Genomic DNA, 12252 nt, shown 5'->3' with positions numbered 1-12252 from the left:
TCACGATCCCGCCGTGGTCGCGTCGGTGGCGCCGGAGCCGCCGGTCGTGCCCTGGCTCACGCCCTGGTCGGTCGAGGTCCCGGCGTCGGACGAGGTCCCGGCGTCCGTCGAGGTCCCGGAACCGGACGAGGTCCCGGCGTCACTCGTCGACGATTCGGCCGAGCCCGTCGTGGCCTGCTCGTGCCCGAACCACACCCCGGCCCCGGTCAGCGCCGCGACCACGAGCCCGCCCACGCTGACGAGCGCACTCGTCGTCCAGCCGGGTCGCCGGCCGTTGCCCCTGGTGTCCATCGGTCCTCCTCGTCGTCACGATCCGTCGTCACGACGAGGTTCCCGAGCCCACCGGTGAGCGGGCCGGGCAGGGGCTGCACCCCCGCCCGACAACCCCTGTGGCCGGCCTAAGAGCGCACGGCCGAGTGGCCGAGCCCACCGAGCAGGGACGCGAAGTCCGCCGTCGCGGGGAGCGCGTCGGCTTCCTGCGGGGCCCGACGGGAGGCGCGGATCGCCCAGGCCAGGTCCTCCCCGGCCAGGCGGATGCGACCGTCCAGTGCGGCCGAGTCGCCCTCGCTCCCCCAGTCGTCGGTGGCGGCGAACACACCGGTGGGGACGACCGCGGCGCGGAGGTACGCGAACACCGGACGCAGCGCGTGCTCGATCGCGAGCGAGTGTCGTGCGGTGCCGCCGGTGGCTCCGAGCAGGACCGGCATGTCGGCGAGCGAGTCCTTGTCGAGCACGTCGAGGAACGACTTCGCCAGACCGCTCACGCCGGCGGTGAAGATCGGCGAGACGAACACCACGGCGTCGGCCTCGACGACCGTCGCCATCGCGGCGGACAGCGCCGGTGCGGCGAACCCGGTGAGCATCGCGTCGGTGATCTCGTGCGCCAGCGGACGCAGGTCGACGTGCAGGACGTGCGCCGCGCCTCCTGGCAGGCCGGACGGGCTCGGTGCGGCGAGCGCCGCGATCGTGGCCTCGCCCAGGCGGTCGGCGAGCAGGCGGGTGGAGCTGGGCTCGGAGAGCCCGGCGGAGACGACGGCGATGGTGGTCATGGTGAGTCCCGACTTTCGATGCGTTTGCATGAACATCGTACCCAACCGCACGTCCCCCGCAACCATTCCCGGGGGAACGGAGAACGCCCCGGTCCTCGTGTGAGGGCCGGGGCGTCCGGTCAAGCCGTGGGTCGGTCGACTAGCGACGCAGGCCGAGACGCTCGATGAGCGCACGGTAGCGGGCGATGTCGACGTCGGAGAGGTAACCGAGGAGACGGCGACGCTGACCGACCATGAGCAGCAGACCACGACGCGAGTGGTGGTCGTGCTTGTGCTCCTTGAGGTGCTCGTTCAGGTCGTTGATACGACGCGTCAGAACGGCGACCTGGACCTCGGGGGAACCGGTGTCGCCCGGGTGGGTCGCGTACTCTTCGATGATCTCCTGCTTGACCTTCGCGTCAAGTGCCATGCGTAGATCCCCTTTCAGTCCGTTGCGCGGTGCCCGTGCCTGATGCACGAGCGCTCTTTGTCCGCGGCCGTTCGACGGCAACCGCGCAAGACTACCAGATCGCTAGACGGTCCTGGCGCGCAGGCGACGCCGACGCGGTGCCGGCAGGAGGCTCCGGACGAGGCCGACGAGCGTCGCGCCGAGCAGACCGCCGAGGCCGTTCGACAGGACGTCGCGCGGATCGGCCACGCGGTACGGCAGGTAGGTCGCCTGCGCGAACTCGATGCCGGTGGAGAGCACGACCGCGACGACCGCACCGAGGATCCACCACCGGCGCGGGAGCCACAGCGCGGCGAGCATCCCCACGGGCACGAACATCGCGATGTTGGCGAGGAACTCCACGCGGTCGTAGCTGAACCACATGCCGTGCGGGATCTGCTGCACCCAGGCGATCGCGTGCAGGACGAGGGAGTTCTGCGCCGACGAGAAGACCTGTGGGGTCAGCGTCATCCGCCAGATCACCCAGGCGTACGCCGCGGTCAGGGCGAGGAGGAGGAGCTTCCGGAACATCCGGCCAGTCTGGGACACGGTCCTGGCAAGAACCGGCGGCGACGCTGGGTGAACGCCCGGCGGGACGGGCCGGGCCTGGGCACGCCGGGGTCGCACCTGCGAGCATGGGCGCATGCCGAGTCTCGAGGGAACCCGTGCACGCCGCAGCCCCGGCCGTCGTCAGTGGACGTGGATCGGGCTCGCCGCGGTCGTCGTCGCCGCGCTCGTCGTGACGCTCGTACTGGTGCTCCCCCACGGCACCGAGCCCACCGGCAGGCAGGTCGCCGAGCGGAAGACGGCGTCCGAGGCGTTCCCGGGCGGCCTCGCGGAGCAGCCCGAGGCCGAGAACCAGCCCGGCAAGCGGGAGTCCGAGGCCCGTGCCGACGGCGACGACACCACGGCCCGGAAGATCGCCGTCATCGCGGACGAGCCGATCGCCACCTGGCTGACGAACACCTCGGTGTCCGAGACGCGCCAGACCATCCGGGACGTCGTCCGCAGCGCCGAGCGGCAGCGGAAGACACCGGTGTTCGTCCTCTACAACGTCCCGGACCGCGACTGCGGCAGCTACTCCAAGGGCGGGACCGCCGCGGACGAGTACCTGCCGTGGGTCCGGTCGGCGGTGCGCGCCATGGCGGGTTCCCGGGCCGTCGTGCTCGTCGAGCCGGACGCCATCGCCCAGATCCAGGTGTGCAAGCGCCTCGAGCAGGACCGCCTGCCCCTGATCCGCAAGGCCGTCGACGAGCTCAGCGGCCACGGCCTCACCGTGTACCTCGACGGCGGGAACGAGAACCGCGTGCCGACGGCGACGATGGCGAAGTGGCTGCGCGAGGCCGGGGTCGACCGGGTGCAGGGCTTCTTCACGAACGTCTCGAACTTCTACCGGGTCGACCAGGAACGCGCCTACGCCGACCGGCTCGCGGACGCGATCGGCGGCGACCCGCACTTCGTCATCGACGTCTCGCGCAACGGTCAGGGCTGGCGCGGGACCTGGTGCAACCCGGACGGCGCCGGCCTCGGCCAGGCCCCGCACGTCACCCGCGGCTCCACCCGGCTCGACGCGCTGCTGTGGGTGAAGACGCCGGGGCTGAGCGACGGCACCTGCAACGGCGGGCCGGCCGCCGGACAGTGGTGGGAGTCGTACGCCCTCGGGCTCGTGGAGAACCGCAAGCAGGACTGACCGCGGTGTCGGTGCCCGGTGGTTGCATGACGCCATGACCCCGACCGACCGCATCCGATCCGTCGTCCCGCCCTACCTGCTCCGCGCCGTCGCCGACGCCCGGGGCTTCCCACGCGCGGCCTCGGCGGCACGGACGGCGCTGGCGTCGCTCGACACCGTCCAGCGTCCGAAGCACGAGCACCGGGTCCGTCCGCAGGGCGTGAGCGGCGCGGTCGACCGGTCGCCGCAGCGGACCATCTCCGACGCGCACGGCAGCACCACGCTCCCGGGCACCCCGGTCCGGCGCGAGGGCGACCCGGACTCCGGCGACCCCGCGGTGGACGAGGCGTACACGGGCCTCGGCGACACCCACGCCTTCTGGCTCGAGGTGTTCGGCCGGGTGTCGATCGACGGCGCAGGCCTCCCCCTCGACGCCACGGTGCACTACGGGCAGGACTACGACAACGCCTACTGGGACGGCAGCCGGATGGTGTTCGGCGACGGCGACGGCGAGGTCTTCAACCGCTTCACGATCGCGGTCGACGTCATCGGCCACGAACTCGCGCACGGCGTGACCCAGTACACCGCCGACCTCACGTACGAGGGGCAGTCCGGGGCGCTGAACGAGTCGATCAGCGACGTCTTCGGCTCGCTCGTCGCCCAGTACGCCCGCCGCCAGAGCGCCGACCAGGCGTCGTGGCTCATCGGCGAGGGGCTCTTCACCCCGGCCGTGCACGGCGTCGCACTGCGGTCGATGAAGGCCCCCGGCACCGCCTACGACGACCCGGTGCTCGGGAAGGACCCGCAGCCCGCGACGATGGCCGGGTACGTCGACACCACCGAGGACTCCGGCGGCGTGCACACGAACTCCGGCATCCCGAACCACGCCTTCTACCTGGCGGCCACGGCGATCGGCGGCAACGCGTGGGAAGGCGCCGGAGCCGTCTGGTGGGACGCCCTCACGTCCGACGCCGTCACCGCCTCGATCGACTTCGCCGGGTTCGCCACCGTCACCGTCGACGCCGCCCGCACGCGCTTCGGGGACGGGTCGGCGCAGCACACCGCGGTGCAGGACGCCTGGCGCACGGTCGGCGTGCTCGACTGAGCCGGGCTGCCGGCGTACCGTCGGGGGCATGCACATCGACGTCCGCCGCAGTGGGGGCATCGCCGGCACCACCAGGGGTTGGCGCGTCGACACCGATGCCTGCGACGACCCGGGCGGGTGGTCAGCGCTCGTCGGTGCCCTGCCCCGCGACGCCCCGAGTGCCCCTGCGCCGGGTGTCCGCGACGACTTCACGTGGACGATCACCGTCGAACGGACGACGGTCACGATCCCCGGCACCCGCCTCGACGGCCCGTGGGCGGCGCTGGTGACGCGTGTGCGGGCCGAGGGCACCCCGACCTGACGGACGCGCCCCGCGCCTCCCGTGCCCTCAGTCCACGTCGATGACGGTCAGGCGGCGCGTCGGGCGCGTCATGGCGACGTACACGGCGGCAGCCGCACGTGCCGCGTCCGCACCGACCCGCTCCGGGTCGACCAGCAGCACGCCGTCGAACTCGAGGCCCTTCGCATCGGCGCCCGTGAGCACCGTGACGGACCCCGGTCGGGGTGACCCGAGCGACCGGACGTCCACCTCGGTCCGGGCCAACCGCTCGCGGACCGCGTCCACGTCCGCCTCGGGCACGATGACGCCGATCGTGCCGGCCCCGATGTGCTCCCGCTCGCTGCCGACGATCGCGGCGACCGTGTCGAGCACCTCGGCCCGGCTGGACGTGACGCGCACCACGGGGTCGCCGTCGCGCACGGCCTCGGTCCGGGTGACCGCGAGGCCGGCGGCGTCCGCGAAGGCCCCGGCGGCCTCGACGATCGAGCGCGGCGTGCGGTAGTTCACCGTGAGCTCCTCGACGCGGTGCTCGATCGGCACCTGCGGCGCGCGGCCCCGACGACGGCGGGCGAGGGCGCCGACGACGTCGTCCCACGTGCGGGCGGCCCCGGGCGAGGACCCCTGCGCCATGTCGCCCACGATCGTGAACGAGCGGAGTGGGTTCCGGCGGGCGAGCACCCGCCACTGCATCGGGGAGAGCTCCTGCGCCTCGTCGACGACGATGTGGCCGTAGGTCCACTCGCGGTCCTCGGCGGCGCGCTCGGCGGTGGAGCGGGGGTCGCCGCCCTCGGCAAAGGAGCCGGCGACCTGCTCGGCGGTGACGATGCCCTCGACGCCCATGTTCTCGATGGCCTGGCGGGCGTTCTCGATGTCGCGGTTGCGGCTGGCCTTCGCCGCGCGCTTGGCCGCCCCGCCGGTGGGGTCGAACGGGCCGAGGAGCTCGGCGGCCTCGTCGAGGAGCGGGACGTCCTCGACCGTGAACGCGGCTCCCCGCGCACGCAGCAGCAGGGCCCGGCGCTCCGGGGTCCAGTGGGGGGTGAGCGAGGCGAGCCAGTTCGGCCGGGCGTACAGGTCCTCGAGGAGCTTCTCCGGCGGCAGCGGCAGCCACGCGGTGTTGAGGAGCACGCGGGCGTCGTACGACGACCGGATGTCCTCGCGCAGGACCTTCTCGTCCGCCTCGTCGACGATGGTCCCGCGCTGGCGGAGCTGCTCGGCGAGCAACCGCGTCATGGCGTCGAGCGCGGTCTTGTTGAACGTGACGCGGGCGGCGTTGTGGGGCTTCCCACGGTCCTGCGCACGCTTCATGGCGTCGGCGACGAGCTCGGGCGGCACGACGAGCCGCTCCCCCTCGACGTCGAGCGTGACCGACTCGGTCGGGACGACCTGGCGGGACCGCACCGCGCGACGGAGCAGCTGCGCCATCTCGGCCGAGCCCTTCACCGCGGCGACGTCGCGCTGGTCGTGCTTCGTCGCGTGCACGCCCGGGTAGAGCGAGCCGAGCGAGGCCATCACCACGCCGGTCTCGCCGAGCGACGGGAGCACCTGCTCGATGTAGGTCAGGAACGCCGGCGACGGGCCGACCATGAGCACGCCGGAGCCCCGGAGCCGCTCGCGGTACGAGTACAGCAGGTACGCCGCACGGTGCAGGGCCACGGCGGTCTTGCCCGTGCCGGGGCCGCCCTGGACGATGAGCACGCCCTCGAGCGGGGAGCGGATGATCCGGTCCTGCTCGCCCTGGATCGTCGCGACGATGTCCGTCATCCGGCCGGTGCGCTCGGCGGTGACCGCGGCGAGGAGCGCGCCCTCGCCCTGCAGGTGCGTGCGCTCGTCGTCGTAGAGCGCGGCATCGAAGACCTCGTCCTCGATGCCGACGACGCTGCGGCCGTCGAGGGTCAGGTGCCGGCGGGCGCGCATGCCCATCGGGTGCGCAGCGGTCGCCTGGTAGAAGGCGCTGGCACCGGGGACGCGCCAGTCGAGCAGGAGCGGTCGGTGGTCGCGGTCCCGCAGGCCCACGCGACCGATGTAGCGGAACGAGTCCTCGTCGCTGTCCGGCTCGGACACCTCGAGCCGCCCGAAGACCAGGCGGTCGCCGACGCGCTCGAGCGTCGCGATGGTGTCCTCGTAGAGCCGGGCGTACGCATCGCGCTCACTGCGGCTCTGGTGGTTCCCGCCGACCGCTTGACGGCGGGTCTCGGCGAGACGCTGCTCGGCCTCGGCGGTCAGCTCGTCGAGACGGCCGAACAGGCCGTCCACGTAGCCGCGCTCGCGGTCGATCTCGGTCGGTTCTGACACACACAACCCTTCGGGACAGGGGAACCCAGTGTAGTCCCCCCATCCCGAAGTGAGGCTTCCTACATCTCTTCGTGCGTGTCCGGGTCGCCGTCCCAGAGGCGTCCGCGCTCGAGGCCGGAGATCGCCGCGACCTCGGCGTCGGTCAGCTCGAAGCCGAAGACGTCGAGGTTCTCGCGCTGCCGGGCCGCGTCGCCGGACTTCGGCACCGGGACGGCACCGATCTGGACGTGCCAGCGGAGCACGACCTGCCCGGGGGTGACCCCGTGCGCGGCAGCGGCGTCGACGATCGGCTGCTCCGTGAGGAGTTCCGACCGCTTCGCGAGGGGGCTCCAGCTCTCGGTGACGATGCCGAGCTCCTGGTGCACCTTCCGCAGTTCGCCCTGCGGGAAGTACGGGTGCAGCTCGACCTGGTTCACGGCCGGGGCGACACCCGTGGCGTCCACGATGCGACGCAGGTGCTCCGGGGTGAAGTTCGAGACGCCGATCGAGCGGACCTTGCCGCTGTCGCGGAGGTCGACGAACGCCTTCCAGGTGTCGACGAACTTGTCCACGGACGGGTTCGGCCAGTGGATCAGGTAGAGGTCGACCGAGTCGAGGCCCAGGTTGCCGAGGGTCTCGTCGATCGAGCGGTGCGCCTCGTCGTAGCCGTGGTGGCGGCCGGGGAGCTTCGACGTGACGACGAGGTCCTCGCGCGCCACCTCCGACTCGCGCACGGCCCTGCCGACGGCGTCCTCGTTGCCGTAGTTGAGCGCGGTGTCGAGCAGCCGGTAGCCGCCCGCGATCGCCGTCCCGACGGCCGCCGCGCCCTCGTCGCCGTTCAGCCCGTAGGTGCCGAGGCCGAGCTCCGGGAACCGGTGTCCGTCGTTCAGCTCGATGGTCGGTGCGCCGACCTGCATCAGCGGACCCCGAGCAGGTCGATGACGAAGATCAGGGTCTTGCCGGACAGGAAGTGGCCACCGCCGGCGGGGCCGTAGGCGAGCTCCGGCGGGACGACGAGCTTGCGGCGCCCGCCGACCTTCATGCCGGGGATGCCCTCCTGCCAGCCGCGCACCAGGGCGGCGAGCGGGAAGTCGATCGGCTCGCCGCGGTTCCACGAGCTGTCGAACTCCTCGCCGGTCTCGTACTCGACGCCGGCGTAGTGCACCTTGACGGTCGATCCGGCGGAGGCCACGTCGCCGGAGCCCTCGACGATGTCGGTGATGACGAGCTCGGTGGGGGCGGGGCCCTCGGGGGCGTCGAACTCGGGCTTGCTGTTCAGGTCAGTCATGCCCGCCAGTCAACCAGAGAGCGCGGACACGGCCCCGCACGTCCACGGACGGCGCCGCAGCCCCCAGAATGGTTCCACCGTGACATCATCCACACCGACCGGCGAGCGCCGACGCCGTCTCCTCGCCGACCTCACCCCGCTCCGCCGCTCCCCCGCGTTCGCCCGGCTCTGGCTCGGCACCGCCATCGCGGGCATCGGCACGCAGATGACCACCGTCGCCGTCGGCCTCGAGGTCTACGACATCACCGGTTCGACCTTCGCGGTCGCCCTCGTCGGCGTGATCGCGCTCCTGCCGATGATCGTCGCCGGCCTCTACGGCGGCATGCTCGCCGACGCGTTCGACCGGCGCACCGTCGCACTCGTGTCCGCCGTGATCGCCTGGGCCGCCGTGGCCCTGATCGCCACGCACGCCTGGCTCGGACTGCACAGCGTCGCCCTGCTCTACGTCCTCGCCACGGTCAACGCCGTCGCCGCGACCGTGAGCAACGCGTCCCGCTCCGCGATCGTGCCCCGGCTCGTGGGCACGGACCTGCTGCCGGCGGCGAGCGCCCTCGGCGGCATCGCCTCGGGGTTCCAGGTCACGGTGGGTCCCGCGGTCGCGGGCGTGCTCATCGCGGCCGTCGGCTTCGCCCCGACGTACACGATCGACGTGGTCCTGTTCACGTTCGCGTTCCTCGGGGTGTTCACCCTGCCGCGGATGGCCGCCGACCGGGACGCGCTCCGTCCGGGGCTCAGCTCGCTCGTCGAAGGGGCGCGGTTCCTCCGACGGTCGCGGAACATCACCATGACGTTCGTGCTCGACATCGTCGCGATGACGTTCGGGCAGCCCCGCGTGCTCTTCCCCGCGATCGGTGCGCTCGTGATCGGCGGCGGGTCGATCACCGTCGGCACCCTCACCGCGGCGTACGCGATCGGAGCCCTGCTCTCGAGCGTGTTCTCCGGTCCGCTCGGACACGTCCGCCGCCAGGGCGAGGCGGTCGGCTGGGCGATCACCGCCTACGGTGGCGCGATCGCGGCGTTCGGCGTCGTCATCGCCTGCGCCCACGCACTCGGTGGCCGCGAGGGCGACGCGTTCGGCACCGGCATCCTGCCCGCGCTCGGCCTCGCGGCACTCTTCCTCGCGGCGGCCGGCGGCGCGGACAACGTCAGCTCGGTGTTCCGGAACACGATCCTGCAGGCCGCCTCCCCGGACGGCATGCGCGGACGCCTGCAGGGCATCTTCATCGTCGTCGTCACCGGTGGCCCGCGGCTGGGCGACCTCTACGCGGGGCTCGTGGTCGCCGCCGGCATCGCGTACCCGCCGATCATCGGCGGTGTGCTGATCATCGGCCTGGTCGCGCTGCTCCTCCGCGCGGTGCCGTCCTTCCGCCGGTACGACGCACGGCACCCGCACGCGAACTGACGAGCGGAGCGGCCGCCGGACGCGACCGTCGACCGGACGGGAGGCGCGGTGCGGGCTGCCACCGCGCCTCCTGGCCCGCAGGTGTCGGGTACCGTACAACGCATGCCGGACAGCGCATCGCGCGACCTCCAGCGGACGGGAGTCCGCGCCGTGGTCCGGCGTACCTACCACTCGGTCATCCGGCACCGCGTCGTCGACGCGGCGGCGTCGCTGACGTTCTTCGCGCTGCTCACGGTGTTCCCGACGACGCTGACCGTGGTCTCTGCGCTGTCGATCGTGGACCGGCAGGGCGACAGCCTCGAGGACATCATCGGGATCCTCGGGTTCATCGTCCGCCCCGAGACGGCCTCGCACCTCGAGGGTCCGCTCCGGCAGCTCCTCACCCTGGACAACCCGTGGCTCGGCTTCGCGATCGGCGTCGTGCTGACGCTGTGGTCGCTCTCCGGGTACGCGACGGCGTTCGGCCGGGCGATGAACACCGCCTACGAGGTCGAGGAGGGGCGTCGCATCTGGAAGTTCCGCAGCATGATGCTCCTCGTCACGCTGCTCGTGATGGCCGGCGGTGCGATCGCGATCGTGATCCTGCTCGGCACCCCGACGATCTCCGCCGCGGTCATCCGTTCCTTCGGGTGGGCGCCCTGGATCGACGATTTCTGGAACGTGGTGAAGTGGCCGGTCCTCGCCGCCGACCTCGTCGTGATGGTCGCGGTGCTGTACTACGCGACGCCGAACGTGAAGACGCCGCAGCTGCGGTGGGTGTCCGCCGGTGCCGGGTTCGCCATCGTGACGTGGGCGCTGGCGACACTCGGGTTCTCGCTCTACGTCGAGACGATCGGGGGCGGCAACAAGGCCTACGGGTGGCTCGGTGGCGCGATCCTGCTGCTCGTGTACCTGTACATCTCGAACTTCGTCCTCGTGGTGGGCGGTGAGCTCGACTCCGAGGTGATCCGGATGCGCCAGCTCCTCGCCGGGATCGAGGCCGACGAGTCCATCCGGCTGCCGCTGCGGGACGTCACGCGGAACTTCACGCTCGCCCGGTGGCGGGACGCCGACATCGCCGCCGCACACCACGTCCGGACGATCGCGGCGCAGCGGGCGGCCGAGGACGACGCCGATCCTGCCCAGGCCGAGGCTGCGGAACACCTGCGGGACCTGTCCCGGCAGGTGCGGGTCGGCGAGCCGCCGATGCCGTAGGCGCCGCGCGTCAGCGCTCGCGCGCCGCCCGGTCGAGCATCTCCTCGGTGACGACCGGGATCGCCCCCGTCGCCAGCTCGATGCCCGACAGCCGCGCCGGGCTCAGGACGCGCTGGACCTGGTCCTCCTCCATGAGCCCCGCCGCGGTCACGAGCGTCGAGATGGGCGTCGAGGTCGTCAACGCCGTGTGCGCGATCGACGCCGCGGCCGCGTACCCGATGTACGGCGTGAGCGCGGTGACGACGCCGACGTTCGTGTCGACCTGTGCTGCGAGCTTCGCCTCGTTCGCCTCGATCCCGGCCACGCAGTTCACCCGGAGCGTCGCGCACCCGCTCGCCATCCACTGCAGCGACTGCAGGATCGAGTGGGCGATGATCGGTTCGAACGCGTTGAGCTGCAGCTGCCCGCCCTCGGCCGCCATCGTGACCGTGGTGTCCGCCCCCACGACCGCGAACGCGATCTGGTTCACGACCTCGGGGATGACCGGGTTCACCTTGCCCGGCATGATCGAGGACCCCGCCTGCCGTGCCGGGAGCGTGATCTCTCCCAGGCCGGCCTGCGGACCCGAGGCCAGCAGCCGCAGGTCGTTGCAGATCTTGGAGAGCTTCGCCGCGCTCCGCTTCACGGTGCCGGAGAGGGTCATGAACGCGCCGGCGTCGCTCGTCGCCTCGATGAGGTCCGGGGCCGTCACGATGTCGAGCCCGGACGCGACCTGCAGCTGGCGGCGGACCTCGTCGCGGTACTGGGGGTCGGCCGTGATGCCGGTGCCGATCGCCGTCGCGCCGAGGTTCGTCTCGGCGAGCAGCGGCATGACCGTCTTGAGCAGGAGGACGTCCTCCTGGATGGTGTGCGAGAAGCCGGTGAACTCCTGCCCGAGGGTCATCGGCACCGCGTCCTGCAGCTGGGTGCGTCCGATCTTCAGCACGTCCTGAAAGGCGTGCCCGCGCTCCGCGAAGGCGTCGGACAGCGCCTCGAGCTGCGACACGAGCCGCCGCACGCCGAGGATCATCGCGAGCTTGATGCTCGTCGGGTACGTGTCGTTCGTCGACTGGCTGCGGTTGACGTGGTCGATCGGGTGCAGGTACCCGTAGTCGCCCTTCTCGCGGCCGAGGAGCTCGAGGGCACGGTTCGCGAGCACCTCGTTCGTGTTCATGTTCGTCGAGGTACCGGCACCGCCCTGCACGATGTCGACGACGAACTGGTCCCGGAGCGAGCCGTCGCGGACCTCCTGCGCGGCACGGTCGATGGCGTCGGCACGCTCGGCGTCGAGCACCCCGATCGCCTTGTTCGCCCGGGCGGCCGCCTGCTTGACGGTCGCGAGGGCCTCGATGAGGTCCGGGTAGACCGCGATCGGCACCGACGTGATGGGGAAGTTCTCGAGGGCGCGGAGGGTGTTGATGCCCCAGTACGCGTCCGCTGGGACGTCACGCGACCCCAGGGAGTCGGTCTCGGTACGGGTCTGTGCTGCTTCGTTGCCGGTCACGCCCACGAGGGTAGCCCGTCCGGCCGGTCGGGGCCGGGCCCCGGCCCGGGCGGGCGCGTCGCGACGTGCGAGGACGTCACGGGT

At 72.2% G+C, this 12252-nt stretch carries 13 protein-coding genes; 5 read left to right on the top strand and 8 right to left on the bottom strand.

The genetic code is table 11. The features are described from left to right. The 4 genes from QE359_RS10315 to QE359_RS10300 form a co-directional block, all read right to left on the bottom strand. Window positions 1-291: a hypothetical protein gene (locus tag QE359_RS10315; RefSeq protein ID WP_309779072.1), complete on the bottom strand. Its 291-nt coding sequence runs from the start codon at window positions 289-291 to the stop codon at window positions 1-3. A 107-nt stretch (window positions 292-398) separates the two neighbouring features. Further along, a complete protein-coding gene (locus tag QE359_RS10310) occupies window positions 399-1049 on the bottom strand; it encodes a CE1759 family FMN reductase (protein WP_309779071.1) in 651 nt (216 codons plus the stop codon). A 139-nt stretch (window positions 1050-1188) separates the two neighbouring features. Next, on the bottom strand, window positions 1189-1458 hold the full coding sequence (rpsO, locus tag QE359_RS10305) for a 30S ribosomal protein S15 (protein ID WP_070416523.1): 270 nt from the start codon (window positions 1456-1458) through the stop codon (window positions 1189-1191). Between the two features lie 102 nt (window positions 1459-1560). Continuing rightward, complete coding sequence (locus QE359_RS10300) at window positions 1561-2007, bottom strand: VanZ family protein (protein ID WP_309779070.1); 447 nt, start codon at window positions 2005-2007, stop codon at window positions 1561-1563. Between the two features lie 112 nt (window positions 2008-2119). Between QE359_RS10300 and QE359_RS10295 the strand changes: the two genes are divergently transcribed. The 3 genes from QE359_RS10295 to QE359_RS10285 are packed head-to-tail and all read left to right on the top strand — an operon-like array spanning window position 2120 to window position 4551. Continuing rightward, window positions 2120-3166, top strand: coding sequence for a glycoside hydrolase family 6 protein (locus tag QE359_RS10295; RefSeq protein WP_309779069.1), 1047 nt, complete (start codon window positions 2120-2122; stop codon window positions 3164-3166). A 34-nt stretch (window positions 3167-3200) separates the two neighbouring features. Beyond that, complete coding sequence (locus QE359_RS10290; protein ID WP_309779068.1) at window positions 3201-4250, top strand: M4 family metallopeptidase; 1050 nt, start codon at window positions 3201-3203, stop codon at window positions 4248-4250. Between the two features lie 28 nt (window positions 4251-4278). After that, entirely contained in the window at window positions 4279-4551 is a 273-nt protein-coding gene (locus tag QE359_RS10285) for a protealysin inhibitor emfourin (RefSeq protein WP_092383984.1), read from the top strand. A gap of 27 nt (window positions 4552-4578) precedes the next feature. Here the strand turns inward: QE359_RS10285 and QE359_RS10280 are convergent, their stop codons facing one another. From QE359_RS10280 to QE359_RS10270, 3 genes are read right to left on the bottom strand one after another with little or no spacing between them, the layout of a single operon-like run. Beyond that, the gene (locus tag QE359_RS10280) at window positions 4579-6822 is read right to left on the bottom strand and encodes an AAA family ATPase (protein WP_309779067.1); all 2244 of its coding nucleotides are present in this window, start codon (window positions 6820-6822) and stop codon (window positions 4579-4581) included. 59 nt (window positions 6823-6881) lie between these two features. Next, window positions 6882-7718 (bottom strand): aldo/keto reductase, encoded by an 837-nt coding sequence (locus tag QE359_RS10275; protein WP_309779066.1) that lies wholly within the window; start codon window positions 7716-7718, stop codon window positions 6882-6884. Next, entirely contained in the window at window positions 7718-8089 is a 372-nt protein-coding gene (locus QE359_RS10270) for an FKBP-type peptidyl-prolyl cis-trans isomerase (RefSeq protein WP_092094011.1), read from the bottom strand. Before QE359_RS10270 ends, QE359_RS10275 begins: the two co-directional genes overlap by 1 nt. Window positions 8090-8168: 79 nt before the next feature. Between QE359_RS10270 and QE359_RS10265 the strand changes: the two genes are divergently transcribed. Continuing rightward, complete coding sequence (locus tag QE359_RS10265) at window positions 8169-9491, top strand: MFS transporter (RefSeq protein ID WP_309779065.1); 1323 nt, start codon at window positions 8169-8171, stop codon at window positions 9489-9491. Between the two features lie 102 nt (window positions 9492-9593). After that, the gene (locus tag QE359_RS10260; RefSeq protein ID WP_309779064.1) at window positions 9594-10685 is read left to right on the top strand and encodes a YihY/virulence factor BrkB family protein; all 1092 of its coding nucleotides are present in this window, start codon (window positions 9594-9596) and stop codon (window positions 10683-10685) included. A gap of 10 nt (window positions 10686-10695) precedes the next feature. On the opposite strand, the gene QE359_RS10255 is transcribed toward QE359_RS10260, so the two are convergent. Further along, the gene (locus QE359_RS10255) at window positions 10696-12168 is read right to left on the bottom strand and encodes an aspartate ammonia-lyase (RefSeq protein WP_070419138.1); all 1473 of its coding nucleotides are present in this window, start codon (window positions 12166-12168) and stop codon (window positions 10696-10698) included. Window positions 12169-12252: the final 84 nt, after the last annotated feature.

The organism is Curtobacterium sp. SORGH_AS_0776, from assembly GCF_031453355.1.
GTDB lineage: Bacteria > Actinomycetota > Actinomycetes > Actinomycetales > Microbacteriaceae > Curtobacterium.
Note: the sequence above shows the minus strand (reverse complement) of the source record. Positions and strands in the feature narration are given on the sequence as shown.